Below are 18,261 nucleotides of genomic sequence, written 5' to 3' on the forward strand. Positions count from 1 at the left end.
GGGTGACCGCAGCGGACCAGGCATAGACTGCCCTGAATTTTAAGGCAGCTGTGGCCAGGTCGGTGTCCCGTCAGCCGACGAGGCGGCGTTCCCAGGCCCAGGCGGCGATCTCCACCCGGTTGCGGGCCTTCAGTTTCATCTGCACGCTTGCCAGGTGGGTCTTGACAGTGCCCACGGCGATGAAGAGTCGGGTGGCGATCTCGGCGTTGGTCAGGCCCCGGGCGACGAGCTTCACGACGTCGAGTTCCCGTGGTGACAGGCCACCGTCGTCGCGTGCCGGAGCGGGCGAGCTGAGGTGCTCCAACAGCCGAACCGTGATCGAGGGGCTGATCAGCGCGTCGCCGGACACGGCCGCGCGGACCGCCTCCACCAGCAGGGCTGGGCCGGAGTCCTTGAGCAGGAAGCCGCATGCGCCGTTGTTGAGCGCGGTGTGGACGTACTCGTCGAGGTCGAAGGTCGTCACGACGACCACCCGGATCGGGTCGGCGACGCCCGGCCCCGCGAGCAGCCGCAGTGCCTCGAGACCGTCGAGGCGGGGCATCCGGATGTCCAGCAGCACCACGTCCGGGCGCAGTCGTCGCGCCAGTTCGACGGCCTGGACGCCGTCGGCGGCCTCGCCGACCACCTCCATGTCCGACTGGGCGCCAATGATCATGCCGAAGCCGGTCCGGACCATTGCCTGGTCATCGGCGATCAGCACCCGGATCACCGGGCCACCGCCACCTGGAGCGGGAACGCCGCGTCGAGCACCCAGCCACCGGCCACGCCGGGTCCGGCGGTGATCGTGCCGCCGAGGGCGCGTACCCGCTCGGTGAGGCCGATCAGGCCGAAGCCGTGCCCCCGGGCCGGTGCGGTGCGTGGCGACGCGCCGTCGTCGGCGACCCGGACCAGCAACCAGTCCGGGGTACGCCGCACGGCCACATCCACCGACCGCGCGTCCGGCGCGTGCTGGCGCGTGTTTGTCAGCCCCTCCATCACCACCCGGTACGCCGACGTCGAGACCTCCACCGGCAGTCCGTTCAGGTCGCCGTCGACGTGCAGCCGTGCCGGCGCGTTGGCCGCGCCGTTGAACCCGGACAGCAGCGGCTCCAGCTCGGTCACCCCGGCCAGTGGCGCCAGCGGCGCGTCCGGCGGGGCGTCCGGGTTGCGCAGGATCCCGACCATCCGCCGCATCGAGGCCATCGTCTCCGCGCCGGCCCGCTCGATCTGCTCCAGGGCGACGATCACCCGTTGCGGGTCCTGTTCGGCGACGAACCGGGCGCCCTGTGCCTGCACCACGATGCCGGTGACGTGGTGGGCGATGAAGTCGTGCAGATCCCGGGCGAACTCGGCGCGCTGCTCGGCCCGGACCAGCGCGATGGCCCGCTCCCGGCCGGCCGCCACGATGCGCAGGTAGAGCCCCACCCCGGCGGCGCCCGCCGCGGCGATCACCTGGAGCAGACCGAAGATCACCAACAGGCTCTCGGTGCCGACGCGCAGCGGCAACGCGGCCACGGCGAGCCCGGCGGCCACCGCCGCCCACGGGGCGAGCCGCGGCGCGCCCCAGCGGGCCACCACGAAGACCACCCCGATCAGCCCGGCCGACTCGGCGAGCCCCCAACTGCTGCTGATCAGATAACTGCCGTCGAAGAGGACCAGCACAGCCGCCGTCACGGCCAGTGAGGCGCAGGCGAGCACAAGCGCGGCCAGCGGCAGCAGCCGCGAACCCAGCCGGTGCACCGGCAGCCAGAGCGGCACCGTCGCCACCGCGAGTCCCATCCGCACCAGCAGGAGCAGGAGAGCGGCCAGGCTCTCCGGTGCGCCGAACCGCAGGTCGAAGAGGACGAGCAGCCCCATGGCCACCAGCCCGGCGGCCTGGGCCAGGCGTACCCACCATCGTCGAAGATCCGGCGTGCTCATGGTGACCCAGCGTAGCCAGCCGGGCGGAGGTGACGGATCGGCCAAAAGGCAGACCCGGCACCGGCGATACCCGGCCCCGGGCCGATGCGTCCACCCGCCGGTGGCGGCGACGCTTTCCGGGTCACCACGCAGCCACTGGAGGAACGATGACAACCCACGCCCCGCCGGAGACCAGCCACGCCGCGGTCGCCGCGGTCGACCTGGTGAAGGTGTACGGCAGCGGCGACACCGCGGTCCGTGCCCTGGACGGGGTCTCGGTCGGCTTCGGCCGGGCCGAGTTCACCGCGATCATGGGCGCGTCCGGGTCCGGCAAGTCGACACTGATGCACTGCCTCGCCGGCCTCGACACGGCCACCTCCGGTCGGGTCCTGCTCGGCGGCACGGAGCTGACCGGTCAGTCGGACCGGACGCTGACCCGGGTACGCCGGGAGCGGATCGGGTTCGTCTTCCAATCCTTCAACCTGCTGCCGCAGCTCACCGCCGCGCAGAACATCACGCTGCCGCTGGACCTCGCCGGTCGGCAGCCCGACGCGGAACTCCTCGCGCACCTGGTGCGGGTGCTGGGCCTCGGCGACCGCCTGAACCACCGGCCCAGCGAACTGTCCGGCGGCCAGCAGCAGCGGGTGGCGCTGGCCCGGGCGCTGGTGGCACGGCCCGAGGTGGTCTTCGCCGACGAGCCGACCGGCAACCTCGACTCCCGCTCCGGCGCGGAGGTGCTCACCATCCTGCGCGACTCGGTACGCGACCTCGGCCAGACCGTCGTCATGGTCACCCACGACCCGATCGCCGCCGCGTACGCCGACCGGGTGGTGCTGCTCGCCGACGGACGGCTGGCCGGCGAGATCGACAAGCCGAACCAGGTGTCGGTCACCGACGCCCTGCGCGACCTGGCGGCCCGCCGATGAGGGCGACAGTGCTGCGCACCCAGACGAGCGCCGCGGCCCGGCGGCCCGGCCGGCTGATCCTCACCGGCCTGGCGATCCTGGTCGCGTCGTTCGTCGTGTTCGGCACCGTGCTGGTGCAACAGATCACCGAACGGACCGTGCGGGACAACCTCAGCGGCACCCCGGCCGTCACCGCCCTGGTGATCGGCAGCGTTGACGTGCCGCCACCCACAGTGACCGACGTGCGGCAGGTCCGGGCCGTGCCCGGGGTGGCCGAGGCGGTGGCCCGGGTCTCGACCGGGGTCTCCATCGGAGAGGGGTACCTCAACCTCCAGTCCGATCCGGGCACCGGCCCGCTGACCACGGTCCGGGTGATCGAGGGCAGCTACCCGGACCAGCCCGGCGAGATCGCGATCACGCCGCGCACCGCCGAACGGCTCGGGCTCTCGGTGGGCACCACCACCAGCGGCACCGGCGGTGAACTCACCACGCCCGCCCCGCTCACCGTGACCGGCCTGGTGGAGAGCAGCGCCGACGCCGGCTACGACGCGTACGCCCCGGACAGCGCCGTGATCGCTTGGGCGCGCCTGACGACTGTCGAGCGCGTCGACGTGCGGGTGGCCCCCGGAGCCTCGACCGACGCGGTCCGCCAACGGGTCACCGCGGCGGTCGCCGGCCAGCCGATCCGCTCCGGCGCCGAGGTACGCGAGGCCGAGGCCCAGGCGGCGGCCGAACAGGTCGGGAGACTCTTCATCCTGGTCGGCATGTTCGTCTCCATCGCGGTCGTCGCGGCCGCGCTGGTGGTCACCTCGACCTTCCGCATCGTCTTCGCCCAGCGGATGCGGCAGCTCGCGCTGCTGCGGGCGGTCGGCGCGAGTCGGGCCACCCTGGTGGGGGCCCTGACCGCCGAGGGAGCCCTGACCGGGCTGGTCGCCGGCGTCGTCGGGGTCGCCGGCGCCCTCACCCTCGGGTACGCGCTGCCGGCGATCCTGCGCGCCACCGGCCACGCGGTCTCCTCGCCGGGCCTGCCGCTGGCGGCGGCGGTCACTGTGGTGATCGGTGCCGTCGTGATCACCGTGCTGGCCGTGCTGGCACCGGCGCTGTCCGCCGCCCGGGTCTCCCCGCTGGAGGCGCTGCGGGCGGCGAGCGTCACCGCCGGTAGCCGCGGCATCGGGGTGTCGCGTCTGGTCTTCGGGTCGCTCCTGGCCGTCGGCGCGGTCCTGGCGGCGGTCGGGACGATCAGCCAGTTGCCGAAACCGGACCAGTCGGACTACGACCCGTCGATGCCGCTGCTCCTGCTGGTCGGGTCCGGCGCGATGGCGTTCTTCGCGCTGGTGGCCCTCGGTCCGCTGCTGGTGCGCCCGGTGCTGGCTGTGGTGGGTTGGCCGCTGCGCCAGCTCGGGCCGCTCGGGCGGATGTCGGTCGGTGGAATCGGCGGGGCGCCGCGCCGCGCCGCAGCGGTCTCCGTCGTGGTCGCGCTGGGCGTGACCCTGATCTCCGGGGTGGTCATCGGGGGAGCGTCGTTGCAGATCCTCGCCGACCGCGAGATGGCGCTCTCGGCCCCGACCGACTTCGAGGTCACCAGCAACGGTGGGACGCTGCCGCCGGCCGTCGTGACCCGGGCCGAGGCGGCACACGGCGCACTGGCGAGGGTGGTGCCGTACCGGATGGTCGACGACGCCCGGCTGTTACGCGGTGCCGACAAGCTCGGCGACGTCGAGTCCGGTTACCCGACCAGCGACCTGGATCTGGCGGCGTTGCCGAGCACCGGTGACCTGGACGTGGCCCAGGGCGCCCTGACCGATCGTGGCCCCGGCCGGATCGTGCTGAACAGCTGGGTAGCGCGGGACGCGGGCCTGCGGGCCGGCGACACCGTCACGCTCGCCGTCGCCACTCGCACTGTCGACGTGCGAGTGGCCGCGGTCCTGCCCGGTGACGGGCCGCTGCACGCGGGCATCCTCGCTGATCCGACCGACCTGGACCGGCTCGGCGTGCCGGCCGCGTACACCGGTCTGCTGGCCGACGCGGCCGGCGCCGGCGAGGACGGTCGCACCGCCGGCGTGCGGGCGCTGCGGCAGGCGATCGGAGGCAGCGACGGGGTGGGCCTCGCGGTGCTCGCCGACGAACGCGACCGCAACGACGCGTTGGTGCGCACCCTGGTCTGGATCGCTGTCGGTCTGGTCGGCCTGACAGTGCTGATCGCTGTCGTCGGCGTGGGCTCCACGACCGCGCTCTCGGTGGTCGAGCGGGTACGCGAGTCCGGGCTGCTCCGGGCGATCGGGCTGTCCCGGACCGGTCTGCGCACCATGCTGACCGTCGAGTCCGGCCTGTACGGGGTGATCGGCGCGACCATCGGCCTGGTGCTCGGCATCCCGTACGCCTGGTTGGCGGTCCAGACCCTCGGAATCGAGGCGCCGTTGACCGCGCCGCTGCTGCCGCTGGCCGGGCTCTTCGTGGTGCTGGTCGGGCTGACCGCGCTGGCCGGGGTGCTGCCGGCGCGTCGGGCGTCGCGGGTCAGTCCGGTGGTGGCACTGGGGTCCGACAACTGAGCACCGTCGTGGGGTGGCGCCGTACGTTCGGCGCCGCCCCACGACGGCCTGGTCAGTTGGGGTTGTTGGCGTGGGTCAGCGTCTCCCAGGCGACGAAGAGGTTGTTGGTGCCTGCCGGACGTTGTTGCAGCGTGAGGGTCTGGGTGTTGGTCATGACGTTGCCCAACCGGGTGCTCATCGCGTTGAAACCGACCTCGGTGATCGGCCCGAGGCCCCGGGTGAGGCTGCCGCCGCAGAGCCAGGAGGGTGGTGCCTCGCCGAGCTGGTAGCGCGAGTGGAAGCCGAGCGCCTGACGCAGCCGCTCACCGACCTGTCGGTACAGGTCCCGTCCCTGGATCCGGGAGGTCTCCGCGACGTGCGAGATGGCGGAGATCCCGTACCCGGTGTGGACGAAGTCCCGGCAGGTCTCCTGGGCGAGGCCGGCGACGAAGGTGGACTGGCCCTGCCAGTAGCCGATGATCTCCGCGCTGGTGTCCAGGCCGCTCCCGGGCATCGTGTACGGCAACGCGCCGTCGCTGGGCAGGTAGACGAAGGCCCGGGTGCGGTTGAGGAAGCGGGTGGTCGCCGCGTCGTACACGGTCCGGTCGTCGAGGAACACCGCGATGCCGACGGTGGCCTCCATCATGGTCAGTTCCCAGTTGCCGTTGCTGTTCGACCCGTTGCGCACCATCGGCAGGTAGACGTTGCGCAGCATGGTGGCGAAGCGGTTGGCGTTGGGCCAGCTCGTGTACGTGTACTTGATGATCTCGGCGGCCCGGGGCCAGACCGAGGCCGCCCAGCCGGTCTGCAGCGGGGCGTTGCTGCCGGTGTGCGCGGTGATGGTGGCCGACCACGCGTCCATGATCTGGATCGACTTCTGCGCGTAGCGGGCATCCCCGGTGACGTACCAGGCGAGCGCGTCGGTGTACGCCGCGATCGCGTCCTCCCGCTCGTCGGTGCAGCCGTTGTTCGGGTTGGAGTAGGAGCCGCACTCGACCACCGAACGGGGCGCCGGGGTGCGCGACAGGGAGGCGTACCGGCTGCTCATCATCTGGTTGTAGGCCGCCGCCCAGGGTTGCGCGCCGGCCTGCACCCGGCCACGGACGAAGTCGAGCTGGCCTCGGCTGACCAGCACACCGGGGTGGGTGAAACCTCCCGAGGGCGGTGGGGTGGTGCCGCCGCCGGTGGGCAGCGCCCAGGTCTGGTTGGCGGTGCCGGTGCAGCTCCAGATCTGCAGTGGGGTGCCGTCGGCCGAGCTGGGGCCGGTCGCGTCGAGGCATTTGCCCGAGGTCGGGTTGACCAGTTGCCCGGCGCTGGCCGACCACTGCTGCGCCCCGGTGCCGTTGCAGTCGTAGATCTGCACCCGGGCGCCGTTGGCGGTGCTGGCGGCGGCGATGTCCAGGCACTTGCCCAGCGCCCGGATCGTGCCGTCGTCGGCCACCGTCCACTGTTGCGCTATGGAGCCGTTGCAGGTGAAGAGCTGGACCGGCGTGCTGTTGGCCGGGTTCGCGGCGCTCACGTCGACGCACTTGCCGCCGTACCCGGTGATGGCGCCCGTCGTGGCCGCCGTCGCGGGCGATGCGCCGACGGCCAGGCCGGTCGGTACGGCGAGCAGGGCCGCGGCGAGCGCGGAGGTCAGTCTGATGCGGGGGTGGCGGGGCACGAGCCCGGCCAATCGTCGCGCCATGTCAGGGTCCTTCCAGGCGGCGAAACAACTGTAAAGCGTGTTAATAATTACAGCCACACGCATCGATATCAATGTCTCTTCGTCCGCCGAGGGCCCGCTGAGACGAGGACGGCCCCCGACGCCGCGCGCCGGGGGCCATCCGATTCGACGGGTTACCGCAGACCGGGCACGTCGATCACGATCAGCTCCGTGTCGTCCGCGCGCCCGGCGATACGACCGTCGTTGCCCGGGAAGTTGTTGTCGTTGGCAACGAGGACCCGGTCACCGCCGAGCGGCAGCACCGACTCGACCGATTGCAGCGGGAATGAGAAGAGCGGGCCGACGCCGTACTCGCCCGGGCGGGCCGGGGTGGAGACGCCCTTCGGGTCGGCCACGTGCATCAGGTCGACCGCGGTACGGCGGACCAGATAGCCGTCCGCGCCCACCTCGTCCAGATCGGTCACGACAAGGCGCTTGACCAGCGACTGCTGGCCCATGCCGTTGTCCCGCTCGATCAGCAGCAGCCGGTGGCCGTCGAGCACTGCCGCGTCGCCGACCAGCAGGGACGGGTCGTCGACCCGGAACGACCAGGTGCGGCCGGTGTACCGGTTGTGCCGTACGTCGAACTCGTAGACGACCCGGCGACGCTGGTCCGGGTCGTTGACCCGGGCGCCTTCGAGGATCGGGTAGAGGGTCCAGCCGTCCTCGCTGGCCGCCATCGCCTCGAAGCCGTTGCTGGCGCGCAGGGTCGGGGTCTCGCCCGGCGCGAGATCCGGCGACTGCGGGGACTTGGTCCCGTCCGGCAGCGGGATCGGCGCCTGGAGCACCTTACCCGTCTTGTCGGTGCGGACCAGGTACGGGCCGAACTCGTCGCCGATCCACAGGTTGCCGCGCGCGTCGCGGGCCAGCGACTCGATGTCGAAGTCAGCGCCGGTCAGCAGCCGCTCCCGCGTGTTGCCGTTGACGATCGGGAACGGCACCTTGTGGTCGGGGTCGCGGAAGCTGATGTGCCCCCGAATGGTGACGTCGTGGCTGCGGTAACGCGGCTCGATCTCGTACGCGCGCAACAGGAAGTCGGCCGAGTTGGTCTTCGCGCCGAACCCGTTGTCCGGCATGGCGAGCAGCCGCCTGCCCGAGCGGTCACCAGCCTGGGCCGGGATCACCGCGGAGAAGCCGGGAATGGGCTGGCCGGGGAAGGGCGCGGTGATCCCGTTGACCGGGTTGGTGGCGAGCTGGGTGCCGGAGATCGGGCCCGGCTGGTACGCGGTCGCCGAGATCAGCGCCCGATCCTGCAGGGTCACCTGGGGCCGCAGCTTCACCGACAGCGAGTACACCCGGGTGGTCTGTGTGGCGCTGCCGTTGTCGTCGGAGAGGAGGTACAGCTCCCGGCGACCGCCCGGCAGCTGCCCACCGAGTGCGGCGCCCTCGATGTTGTCCAGCAGCGGGTTGGGTTGCGGCTGCTTGGCGGTCGCGCCGGATGGCGGGCAGTCGGCGATGTCGACCAGCAGTTCCTTGCCGAGCCACGATCGCGGGTCGGTCGCCGCCGACAGCGACGACACGGCGGAGACGTCGGGCGCGCCGGTCGCGGAGACGCGGTACACCCGGACGGTGTTGCCCACGCCGGTGGTGAAGCCGCGCTCCACGGCGAGCAACTGGTCGTCGCCGAGGGCGATCAGCTCGACCAGTCCGAGGTTGGCGTCGGTCCGGTAGGCGTACTGGGCGCTCGGGGTGTACCCGCCACCCTCGCGGCCGTCGTACCGGAGGATCCGGTGCCGGCCCCGACCCTCGGCGTCGCGGCCGTCCGCGGCGAGCGGGCCCTCCATCCCGGCGTAGAGCATCCGGTGGTCCGGCGTGGCGGCCAGGGCCTCGAAGGTCTGGTTGACCGCGGCCTCGCCGGCCGGGGTCACCTGGAACCGGCCCGGCACCGGCAGCGACGCGATCTCGCGGCCGTCGGAGAGTCGGAATCGGCGGATCGACGGCTCCCGCTCCGAGCTGGCCAGGATGGTGGCCCCGCCGCGCTCGGCGACGAGTCCCTCACCGTCGAAGTCCGCGCCGGTGTACGGCGTGCCATCCGGGCGGGTGAGCACTGTGACGTCGCGGACACCCACGTCCACGCCGTGCCGGTCCGTCTTCAGGCCCAGCTCGTAGACCCGTGCGGGGGTCGTGCCGATGTTGTCCACCAGCGCCAGGGCTCGCCCCGGACGGGCGAACGCCAGCGCGGACAGGCCGGCGACGGGCGTGCTCCGGAAGGCGGTCTTGTCGAGGGCGTCGGAGAAGCCGAGCAGCGACGCGTCCGGCGAGCAGGTCGCCCCCGCGCCGGGGTGCCCGGGGCTCGGGTGCGTCGGTGCGCCGAGCGCCGGCGCCGCCGCGAGCAGCGAGATCGCCGCCGCGGCGGACGCGACGGCCCGTGCCCTTGTGGAAGTGGTACGCACATTGCCTCCAGCATCAAGTCGGCGGCCGTTACCGCCGGGCCGATGCAATCGGCCGTCGCCCACCACAGTGGAACCCCCACCGGAACGCCGCCTGAACAGCCGGTGCACGATCTCGTGCCGGGTCACGGGTGCATGGTCGCGCCCTTGAGTACCTTGTCCACCACGTTGCGGGGCGCGTGCAGCGCCAGGCCCACCAGGTCGAGCTTCTCCCGACCGACCGCCTGGACGGCGGCGCGGTTGTCCCGGTCGTTGCCGGTGGCGAACAGCTCGGACGTGAAGATCGCCATCTGCAGGCCGCGGGCGAGCGCGCGTGAGTGGGCGCCGACCAACGCCTCCCGATCCCCGGCGAAGACCAGTACCGGCTGGCCGAACATCGGCAGGTAGCGGGTGCCGTCCGCGTCGCGGTACTCCTCGCCGAGCAGCTCCGGCAGCGTGTGCGCGATGCCGCTGACCAGGAAGGCGGTGACGTTCAGACGTTGCCAGCTCGCGAGATCGTTGCGGAGCAGTACGGCGATCTTGGTGGGAAAGCGGATCGGTTCGGTCATGGCGTCGAGCCTGCCCGCCCCGACGCCGACCGGTCTTGTACGTTCTTAGCGTGGTCAGCCGCCCGGCGGGCTCGCACGTCAGCGCGTGGCGACCCTCGGTAGCCGGGGTCGCCGAGGTCTTCCACGCCCATTTCGTGGACCACGCCTACCCACGGCACATCCACGACGTCTGGACGCTGTTGATCGTCGACGACGGCGCGGTCCGTTTCGACCTGGATCGGCACCGGCACGGCGCGCTGCGTACGTCGGTCACTCTGCTGCCGCCGTACGTGCCGCACGACGGTCGCTCCGCCACACCGGACGGCTTCCGCAAGCGGGTCCTGTACCTCGACACCTCGGCGCTCGGTGCCGAGCTGGTCGGCCGGGCCGTTGACGAGCCCGACCTGGCCGATCCGCAGCTGCGGGACCGGATCCACCAGCTGCACCAGGTGCTCGCCGTCCCCGGAGACGAGTTCGAAGCCGAAAGTAGGCTCACGCTCATTCTCGACCGGCTGCGTCAGCAGCTCGCCCAGCGTGCTTCGGTCAGCGTCCAACCGGCGGGACGCGGCCTCGCGGTCCGCCTGCGGGAGCTGCTGGACGCCCGCACCGTCGAGGGCGTCACGCTGGGGGAGGCAGCGGAGCTGCTGCACGCCCACCCGACCCACCTGGTCCGGACGTTCACCCACGCGCACGGGCTGCCACCGCACTCGTACCTGACCGGCCGTCGGGTCGAACTGGCTCGTCGCCTGCTCCTCACCGGGCAGCGGCCGGCTGCGGCTGCCGCCGAGGCCGGCTTTTTCGATCAGGCGCACCTGACCCGCCACTTCCGGCGGTACCTGGGCGTCAGCCCGGCCCGCTACCTCGGCGCGCCCAACGCCGGGACCAGACCCGATGAGGGAAAGCAGCCGTAGCTTCTCGTCCTGGGTCATGTGGAAGTCGTGCTCGCGTGTTCATGTCACGTTCGGGCGGGGGTTCCGGCGTGGCGGGCGGCGGTCGCCAGGCTGTCACGCGCGCCAGGCGTCTAGCGCGACGACGACCGCTCGTTCCCCGTCGAAGGAAAACCGTGGACCTGAATCTCATGATCTTTATTGGTGGTGCAGTCGTGTTCGGCGGCGCCGTTGCCTACCTGGTTCTGCTGCGTGAGCGCGGCGCACAACGGGCTGCTCTGGCCGCCGTTGGCGTGGCGGCTGCCCTCGCCGCGAGCTTCCTGCTCATGCTCATGCTCGCCAGGCTCGCGTTGCCCGCAGCGCTGATGTTCGTCGCCCTCTTCAGCGGCGCTGTCACCTATCTTGTCTTCCGTCGCGAGCTCGGTGCCCGGTGGGCGGGCCTGCTCGCCGCCGGCGCGACGATCGTGATCACCGCGAGTGCCCTGTTCGTGGTCTACCTCGCCGTGATCGCCTTCATCGTCGCCATCGGCGTGTACCTCCTACTGCGTGTCCGTCTACGGTTCGCCCCAGCGCTGGTCCTGACGGGAGGTGCTCTCGGCGGTCTTCTCGTGGCCTCTGCCGGGGCGTTCTGGATCAGCCTCACCTACATGTGACGGCGGGTCCTGCTGAGCGGTCAGACGAGCTGGCCTCCGATGACGGAGAGCAGCCGCAACTTGTCGTCGCTCTCCGACCCGGGCACGGCGGTGAAGACCAGCAGCGTCTGGGACTCGTCCGGGTCCACCAGCGTCTGGCAGTGCAGCTCCATCGGCCCCACCTCGGGGTGCAGGAAGTGCTTCGGCGGGCAGTAGCCGCCGGGTACCGGGTGCTCCTGCCACAGGCGGCTGAACTCCGGGCTCTTGGCGAGCAGGTCGTTGACGAGTGCCGCCGCCCGCGAACCCCGGCCGTCGCGGGTGTACGAGGCGTGCAGGTGCGCCACGAGCAGGCGACTCTGCGTCTCGTGGTCCTCCTCGGGGTGCAGCTGCCGTGCCGTCGGGTCGGTGAACCAGCGGTGATGTGCGCTGCGCGCCAACCCGGTGTACCGGGTCTCGTCACCGAGCAGGGCGACGGCCGGCGCGGTCTGCGCCAGGGTCTCGCCGAGATGGTTCACCACCTGGGCCGGGGTGTCGTGCATCCGGTCGAGGATCCGCATCATTCCCGGGTTCACGTGGTCGGCCCGCACCGCCCGGCGCGGAACGGCGTGACCGGCGAGCTGGAACAGGTGATCCCGTTCGGCGAGGGAGAGCCGCAGGCCACGAGCGAGGGCGGCGAGCATCTGCTCCGAGGGGTGCGGCCCGCGCTGCTGCTCCAGCCGGCTGTAGTAGTCGGTGGACATCCCACTCAACGTGGCGACTTCCTCGCGCCGTAGCCCTCCGGTGCGCCGACGCGGACCCCGGGGCAAACCGACGTCCTCGGGCTGGATCGCCTCCCGGCGGGTACGCAGGAAGCTGGCGAGTTGGGCGCGGTCCACGGTGTCTCCGATCGGTGGGTGCCGGCTGTCGACCGGCGCATCGGGTGCAACAGGGGAGACCCGGCAGGGTGTTCCGCCCGCCCAAGATCGCACTGGTAGTGGTGTGGGGCTTCCGAGGCCACCACCTTCACGATCCAGCACGATCTTGGGGCTGCGGGCGGGCGGTCAGCGCTGGATGGACTTGGTCTCCAGGAACTCCTCCAGGCCCAGCCGGCCGAACTCGCGGCCGTTGCCGGAGTGCTTGTAACCGCCGAACGGGGCCAGCGGGTTCCAGTGGCCGGCGTTCACGTCGACCTGGCCCACGCGCAGCCGCCGGGCGATCGCCAGTGCGTGCTCCGGCTCACCGAAGACGCCGCTGGTCAGGCCGTACAACGTGCCGTTGGCGATGGACACGGCCTCCTCCTCGTCGGCGTAGGGGATGATCGTCAGCACCGGGCCGAAGATCTCCTCCTGGGCGATCGCGGAGGTCGGGTCGACGTCGGCGAAGATCGTCGGCTGGACGTAGGACCCGACGGGCAGCCCTTCGGGTCGCTCCGGGCCGCCGAACACGAGCCGCGCCCCGTCGGCGATGCCCCGCTCGATGTAGCCGACGACCTTCTGCCGGTGGGTCTCGGACGCCAGCGGGCCGATCCGGGTGGTCTCGTCGCCCGGGTCGCCGACGGTGTACTGCTTCGCGGCCTGGACGGCCAACGCCACGGCCTCGTCCTGACGGGAGGCGGGCACCAGCATCCGCGGCCACGCGCCGCAGACCTGACCGCCGTTGCTGAACGCCATCATCACGCCCCGCTCGACAGCGGCGGGCAGGTCGGCGTCGTCGAGGATGATGTTCGCGCCCTTGCCGCCCAGCTCCAGCGCGACCCGCTTGACGGTCGCGGCGGCCACCTCGGAGATCCGCTGCCCGGCCCGGGTGGAGCCGGTGAACGAGATCATGTCGATGTCCGGGTGGGCGGAGATCGCCTCGCCGACTGTCGCGCCGGTGCCGTAGACGACGTTGAAGACACCCGCCGGTACGCCGGCCTCGGCGGCGACCTCGGCGAGGATGCGCGCTGTCAGCGGCGCGTTCTCGGACGGCTTGAAGACCATCGTGTTGCCGGCGAGCAGTGCCGGGGCCAGCTTGGAGACGATCTGCTGAAGAGGGAAGTTCCACGGTGTGATCGCGCCGACCACGCCGATCGGCTCGCGGACGATCAGCGAGTTGCCGACCTCCTCGGTCCAGGCGAAGTCGTCGGCCAGGCCGGCGATGGACTCGACCACCGCGGCCGGGAAGGCGACCTGGGCGGTCCGGGACATACCGATCGGGGAGCCCATCTCGGCGGTGATCGCCTGGGCGATCTCCTCCGTGCGGGCGGCCAGGCCAGCGCCGAGGCGGCGCAGCACGTCCGCCCGGTGCTGTGGAGTGGTCGCCGACCAGGCCGGAAAGGCGGCCCGGGCAGCGGCGACGGCGCGGTCGACGTCGGCGGCGGTGCCGGCCGGGGTCTCGGCGACGACCTCGCCGGTGGCCGGGTTGACGACGGGAAGGGTGCCGGCGGAGCCGGTGACGGTCTCGCCACCGATCCAGTGGCCGGCGACGGTGTAGGTGGAAGGTGTCATGCACCGACCGTCACACCGTGCCGGAACCCCAACCAGGTGCGGTTTATCCAGGGTTCCGCGATCCCTGGCTGGGGCCCGGCCCCCTCAGAGCGCGAGGACGATCCGGCCGGCGGTGCTGCCGCCGTCCTGCCGGGCCCAGGCGTCCGCTATGGCGTCGAACGGCACGATCTCGTGGTCGACGGTGAGCCGGCCGGCCGCCGCGTGCCCGGCCACCACTGTCAGCGCCGCGGCCCGCTCGGCTGTCGACAACCCGTTGTTGGTGTAGCCGATCATCCGCAGTGCGCCGCTGCGCAGCACGGCGGACTCGATGGGCGCTGTCGCGCCGGCCGCGCTGCCCAGGTTGACCAGCCGCCCACCCGGGCGCAGCACTCGCAGCGCCGCCGCGGCCGGGACACCGAAGACCGGGTCGAGGACGAGGTCGACCGGCCCGTCGGCGGCGTGGCGCAGCCGGTCGGCCATCGACGCGACATCGTCGTCGGCGAGCAACGGGACGGCGACGGCGGCGCCGAGCTCCTCGGCGCGGGCCCGTGCCGCGGCCGACCGGGCCACGGCGATGACGCGGCGAGCGCCGCCGAGCAGGGCGAGTTGAACGGCGGCCTGCCCGACCACACCCCCGGCGCCGAGCACGATGACCTGGTCGCCAGCCGCCAGGCCGCCGGCGTGGGTCAGCGCCGCGTGCGCGGCGACCGCGGAGAGACCGAGGGCCGCGAGCACTGTCAGCGGTACGCCGGCCGGCAGCGTCACCACGTCGACGGTCGGCACGGTGACCGTCGTCGCCATGCTGCCGTCGACACCGGAGCGCATCCCGGCCGACGTGCCGAACCAGACCGCGGTGCCGTCGGTGAGCCGACCGACCCCCTGCACACCCGGCACGTACGGGGTGCTCGGCGGTCCGAAGTAGCTGGTGCCGCTGGCGCAGAGCACGTCCAGCGGGGTGATCGGCACGGCCTCGACGGTGATCGACACCGCCCCGTCGACCGGCACGGGCGCCGGCCGCTCGGCGATCGTCGGTGCGGTGCCGCAGGCGGTGAGCACTGCCGCGCGGATCACGTCGCGATGTCCGGGTAGGGCATCGAGAAGTGGGCCAGCCGCGCGCCAAAGGACTTCTGGTATTCCAGCGGTTCGGTGTTGTCCCGCTCGAAGAGGGCGATGAAGAGGGTCAGGGTGAGGAACGGGTGCGCGCCCAGCTCGAAGAGCTTCACGTGGTCGTGGGTGGCCAACGCCTCGCGCTCCACGTCGTCGAAGCGCAGCCAGGTGCTCGCCTCGCCGGTGTGGCAGTTCAGCACCGTGTTAGCGCACTCGGCCTCCCACCAGGCAACCAGCTCGCGTGGCTCGCTGCGGTAGCGCTCGACCAGCTCCGGGTCCCGGTCGACCATGAAGAGGAACTTGTTCAGCAGATACTTGCTCACGACGGCGCTCCGTTCGGGTACCAGGTGAAGTACGCCTCCATGGTGTGGAACAGATCGAGGGTGTCGACGTAGTCGGCCTTCACGCCGGCACCGGCCACACCCATCATCAGCATGAAGTCCATGAAGCCGTGGGTGGCGTTGCCCGGTGAGTGCAGGCTGTCCAGGGTGACCTCGCGCAGGCACTCGTCCAGGTCGCCGTTGGCGATCCACTCGACGGCCCGCTGGTCGAACTCCGGGTCCGGGCCGTGCGGGCCGAACTGCCGGGGGCCGCCCAGCTCCAGCGAGAGGTGGCCGGTGCCGATGACGGCCACCCGCAGGTGCGACGGCCACGACTCGACGATGTCGCGGATGCTCTGGCCGAGCTGGACGAAGCGCTTCGGCTGCGGCAGCGGCGGCGCGAAGATGTTGGTGTAGATCGGCACGATCGGCAGGTCGGCCTCGGGCCGCAGCGTGATGATCGGGCAGGTGATGCTGTGGTCGATGCGCAGCTCGTTGCTGAACGCGAGGTCGAACCCGGCGTCGAGCCCGGCCCGCAGGATGTGACCGGACAGGTCCTCCTGGCCTGTGAGCAGCATCCGGGGCAGCCCGAACTCGCGTTCCTCGTTGTACCAGTTGGCGTCGTAGTGGGGCGCCTTGCCGACCAGGAACTGCGGCATGTTGTCCAGCCAGAGCTGGTGGAAGTGGTCGGAGCCGACCATCACCAGCACGTCGGGTCGGGCCCGGGTCAACGTCTCCCGGAACGCCAGGATCTTGCGGGTCCACTCGTCGGCGAACGGTGGTCGATCCTCGCCGGTGGCCGTGCTGGCCCGGTAGTAGAAGGGGTGGTGGGTGGAGGCGATGACCGCGACGATGGAGGCCATTCCCACTCCTTTCGGGGGTGCAAGAGGGGGTCAGGGTTCGTAGACGGCGTTGCGGTCGACGGTGCGGTAGATGTCCATGCCGAGCGGTCGTCGTCGCTCCTCGGCGAGGTGCCCGAGCAGCCCCGCCGCGCGGGCCAGCAGAGCGAACCCGCGCAGCATCTCGACCGGGAGCCCGAGGTCGGCGAGGGCCGCGCCGCAGACTCCGGCGCCGTTGAGCGGCAGGGTGCGGCCGAGCACCTGTGGGTGCACACGTCCGATCGCCTCGAACAGCCGCAGGTGCGGGCCGCGCAGACCCTCCTCGGTGGCGATCCTGATCAACACGGGGGTGCGCGGGTCCTGCTCCTTGTGCACCGGGTGCCCGAGCCCGGGGACCAGCCGACGCTCCTGCTTGGCCCGGGTGACCGCGTCGAGTGCCACCGCGTCGTAGTCGGTCGCCTCGTCGGCCTGGGCGAGCGTGTCGGCGAGGAAGCGTCCACAGTCCTCGGTGACGCCGAGGAAGCGGGAGCCGCCGCCGAGCAGGCCGGCGGCGAGCGCGCCCTGCAGCGACTCGGGCGCGGACAGGTACGTCAGCCGGGCGGCGATCGCCGTCGGGGTGAAGCCGTGGTCGGCGAGGGCCACCAGCACCGCCTCGAAGACCCGTACCTCACCCGGAGTGGGGCGCCGGCCGGCGACCAGCCAGTACGCCAGCTCGCCGAAGCCCACGGTGCCCATCAGGTCGGCGGCCAGGTCCTGCCCGAGCAGGGAGATGGTGGTCGGGTCGGAGGTGCCGATCCCGGTGGGGAAGCTCAGTTCTTCAGCCACGCGCGGATCTCCTCGCCGTGTTCGTCGAGCCCCGGCGGCGGCAGCTCGTACCGGGCTGGGGTGTCGGAGAAGGTGATGGGGTTGCGGACACCGGGCACGTCTCCGACGGTGACGACCGGGTCGAGCCCCAACTCCTCGGCGAGCGCCACACCACCGTCGATGGTGTTGATCGGCGCGCACGGGACGCCGGCGGCGAGCAGGTCCCGGAACCACTCGTCAGTGGTCCGCTTGGCGAGCCGTTCGACCAGCAGGGGCCGCAACTGTTCACGGTTGGCCGTGCGGTCCTGGTTGCGGCCGAAACGCGGATCGTCCGGCAGGTCGGGCAGGTCGAGCACCTGGCAGAGCTTGCGGAACTGCCCGTCGTTGCCGGCGATGACGATCAGCTCGCCGTCGGCGGTGGGCAGTGGCTCGTACGGGAAGAGGCTGGGGTGCGCGTTGCCCATCCGGAACGGGACGGTGCCGCCGGCGACGTAGCCGCTGGAGTGGTTGACCAACCCGGACAGGGCGGAGCTGAGCAGGTTGACCTCGACGTGCTGACCTCGTCCGGTCTCGCCACGGTGGTGCAACGCGGCGAGGATGCCGATGCTCGCGTGCAGCCCGGCCATCACGTCGAAGACGGAGATCCCGGCCCGGTACGGCGAGCCGTCCGGGTCGCCGGTGAGGCTCATCAGGCCCGAGATTGCCTGCACCATGAGGTCGTAGCCGGGGAAGTCCCTACCGGCGCCGGTGCCGAAGCCGCTGATGCTCGCGTACACGATCTTGTCGTTGTGCGCGGTGACGGTGTCGTAGTCGAGGCCGAACCGGGCGAGGCCACCGGGCCGGAAGTTTTCGATCAGCACGTCGGCGCGGCGGGCCAACTCCTGCGCGGCGGCCAGGTCGTCGGGTTTCCTGAGATCCAGGGCGACGGACCGCTTGTTGCGGTTGATGCCGAGGTAGTACGTGGAGACCCCGTCGCGGGTGGGCGGCATCCAGGTGCGGGTGTCGTCGCCCCCGGGGCTCTCCACTTTGATCACCTGGGCGCCCAGGTCGGCCAGGAACATCGTCGCGTACGGCCCGGCGAGGATCCGGGAGAAGTCCGCGACGAGCAGGCCGGCCAGTGGGCCTGTCGAATGCTGCACCATGTTTCCGCCCGTTCTGCGGACACCTGTCCGCCGGGACAGCTTGCGATACCTCACCACGCGTGTCAACGGTGCGTTTGTCGCGCGGAACCACACTCTTGACACCAATGGTGACCGGGACCACACTTGCGCCACTCGGGCTGGCCGCACAGCGGA

At 71.7% G+C, this 18,261-nt stretch carries 16 protein-coding genes; 4 read left to right on the forward strand and 12 right to left on the reverse strand.

Annotation, left to right across the window (positions count from 1 at the left end; translation table 11 throughout):
- Positions 1 to 70 precede the first annotated feature (70 nt).
- Together OH804_RS09410 and OH804_RS09415 are read right to left on the reverse strand one after the other, a co-directional pair.
- Entirely contained in the window at positions 71 to 709 is a 639-nt protein-coding gene (locus OH804_RS09410) for a response regulator transcription factor (protein WP_196923483.1), read from the reverse strand.
- Entirely contained in the window at positions 706 to 1,899 is a 1,194-nt protein-coding gene (locus OH804_RS09415; protein WP_406064357.1) for a sensor histidine kinase, read from the reverse strand. Before OH804_RS09415 ends, OH804_RS09410 begins: the two co-directional genes overlap by 4 nt.
- A 146-nt stretch (positions 1,900 to 2,045) precedes the next feature.
- Here OH804_RS09415 and OH804_RS09420 point away from each other — a divergent pair, with 146 nt between their 5' ends.
- Both OH804_RS09420 and OH804_RS09425 read left to right on the forward strand, forming a co-directional pair.
- Complete coding sequence (locus OH804_RS09420) at positions 2,046 to 2,804, forward strand: ABC transporter ATP-binding protein (RefSeq protein WP_406064359.1); 759 nt, start codon at positions 2,046 to 2,048, stop codon at positions 2,802 to 2,804.
- Between the two features lie 8 nt (positions 2,805 to 2,812).
- The gene (locus tag OH804_RS09425; protein ID WP_406064361.1) at positions 2,813 to 5,332 is read left to right on the forward strand and encodes an FtsX-like permease family protein; all 2,520 of its coding nucleotides are present in this window, start codon (positions 2,813 to 2,815) and stop codon (positions 5,330 to 5,332) included.
- A 52-nt stretch (positions 5,333 to 5,384) separates the two neighbouring features.
- On the opposite strand, the gene OH804_RS09430 is transcribed toward OH804_RS09425, so the two are convergent.
- The 3 genes from OH804_RS09430 to OH804_RS09440 all read right to left on the reverse strand — a co-directional run bounded on the left by OH804_RS09430 (position 5,385) and on the right by OH804_RS09440 (position 9,954).
- Entirely contained in the window at positions 5,385 to 6,998 is a 1,614-nt protein-coding gene (locus tag OH804_RS09430; protein ID WP_406064363.1) for a ricin-type beta-trefoil lectin domain protein, read from the reverse strand.
- A 152-nt stretch (positions 6,999 to 7,150) separates the two neighbouring features.
- Positions 7,151 to 9,409, reverse strand: coding sequence for an esterase-like activity of phytase family protein (locus OH804_RS09435; protein ID WP_406064365.1), 2,259 nt, complete (start codon positions 9,407 to 9,409; stop codon positions 7,151 to 7,153).
- A 122-nt stretch (positions 9,410 to 9,531) separates the two neighbouring features.
- Positions 9,532 to 9,954, reverse strand: a complete 423-nt coding sequence (locus tag OH804_RS09440; protein ID WP_196923478.1) for a DUF2000 domain-containing protein — start codon at positions 9,952 to 9,954, stop codon at positions 9,532 to 9,534.
- Positions 9,955 to 10,004: 50 nt separating this feature from the next.
- On the opposite strand from OH804_RS09440, the gene OH804_RS09445 reads away from it, so the two are divergent.
- Complete coding sequence (locus OH804_RS09445) at positions 10,005 to 10,844, forward strand: AraC family transcriptional regulator (protein ID WP_406064367.1); 840 nt, start codon at positions 10,005 to 10,007, stop codon at positions 10,842 to 10,844.
- Positions 10,845 to 10,996: 152 nt separating this feature from the next.
- Positions 10,997 to 11,473 (forward strand): hypothetical protein, encoded by a 477-nt coding sequence (locus tag OH804_RS09450; protein WP_406064369.1) that lies wholly within the window; start codon positions 10,997 to 10,999, stop codon positions 11,471 to 11,473.
- Positions 11,474 to 11,493: 20 nt separating this feature from the next.
- On the opposite strand, the gene OH804_RS09455 is transcribed toward OH804_RS09450, so the two are convergent.
- The 7 genes from OH804_RS09455 to OH804_RS09485 form a co-directional block, all read right to left on the reverse strand.
- On the reverse strand, positions 11,494 to 12,327 hold the full coding sequence (locus OH804_RS09455) for a helix-turn-helix transcriptional regulator (RefSeq protein ID WP_406064371.1): 834 nt from the start codon (positions 12,325 to 12,327) through the stop codon (positions 11,494 to 11,496).
- 165 nt (positions 12,328 to 12,492) lie between these two features.
- A complete protein-coding gene (locus tag OH804_RS09460) occupies positions 12,493 to 13,917 on the reverse strand; it encodes an aldehyde dehydrogenase family protein (RefSeq protein WP_406064373.1) in 1,425 nt (474 codons plus the stop codon).
- 84 nt (positions 13,918 to 14,001) lie between these two features.
- Positions 14,002 to 14,967 carry a zinc-binding alcohol dehydrogenase family protein gene (locus OH804_RS09465; RefSeq protein ID WP_406064375.1) on the reverse strand — a complete coding sequence of 322 codons (966 nt, stop codon included), beginning with the start codon at positions 14,965 to 14,967 and terminating at the stop codon, positions 14,002 to 14,004.
- Positions 14,964 to 15,326: a hypothetical protein gene (locus tag OH804_RS09470; protein WP_196923472.1), complete on the reverse strand. Its 363-nt coding sequence runs from the start codon at positions 15,324 to 15,326 to the stop codon at positions 14,964 to 14,966. The genes OH804_RS09465 and OH804_RS09470 overlap by 4 nt, the downstream gene beginning before the upstream one ends.
- Entirely contained in the window at positions 15,323 to 16,186 is an 864-nt protein-coding gene (locus OH804_RS09475; protein WP_196923471.1) for an extradiol ring-cleavage dioxygenase, read from the reverse strand. The genes OH804_RS09470 and OH804_RS09475 overlap by 4 nt, the downstream gene beginning before the upstream one ends.
- Positions 16,187 to 16,216: 30 nt before the next feature.
- Complete coding sequence (locus OH804_RS09480; protein ID WP_406064377.1) at positions 16,217 to 16,987, reverse strand: citryl-CoA lyase; 771 nt, start codon at positions 16,985 to 16,987, stop codon at positions 16,217 to 16,219.
- Entirely contained in the window at positions 16,972 to 18,108 is a 1,137-nt protein-coding gene (locus OH804_RS09485) for a CaiB/BaiF CoA transferase family protein (RefSeq protein ID WP_406064379.1), read from the reverse strand. The genes OH804_RS09480 and OH804_RS09485 overlap by 16 nt, the downstream gene beginning before the upstream one ends.
- Positions 18,109 to 18,261 lie beyond the last annotated feature (153 nt).

Origin of the sequence: Micromonospora sp. NBC_00860, assembly GCF_045207375.1 — a bacterium.
GTDB lineage: Bacteria > Actinomycetota > Actinomycetes > Mycobacteriales > Micromonosporaceae > Micromonospora > Micromonospora vinacea.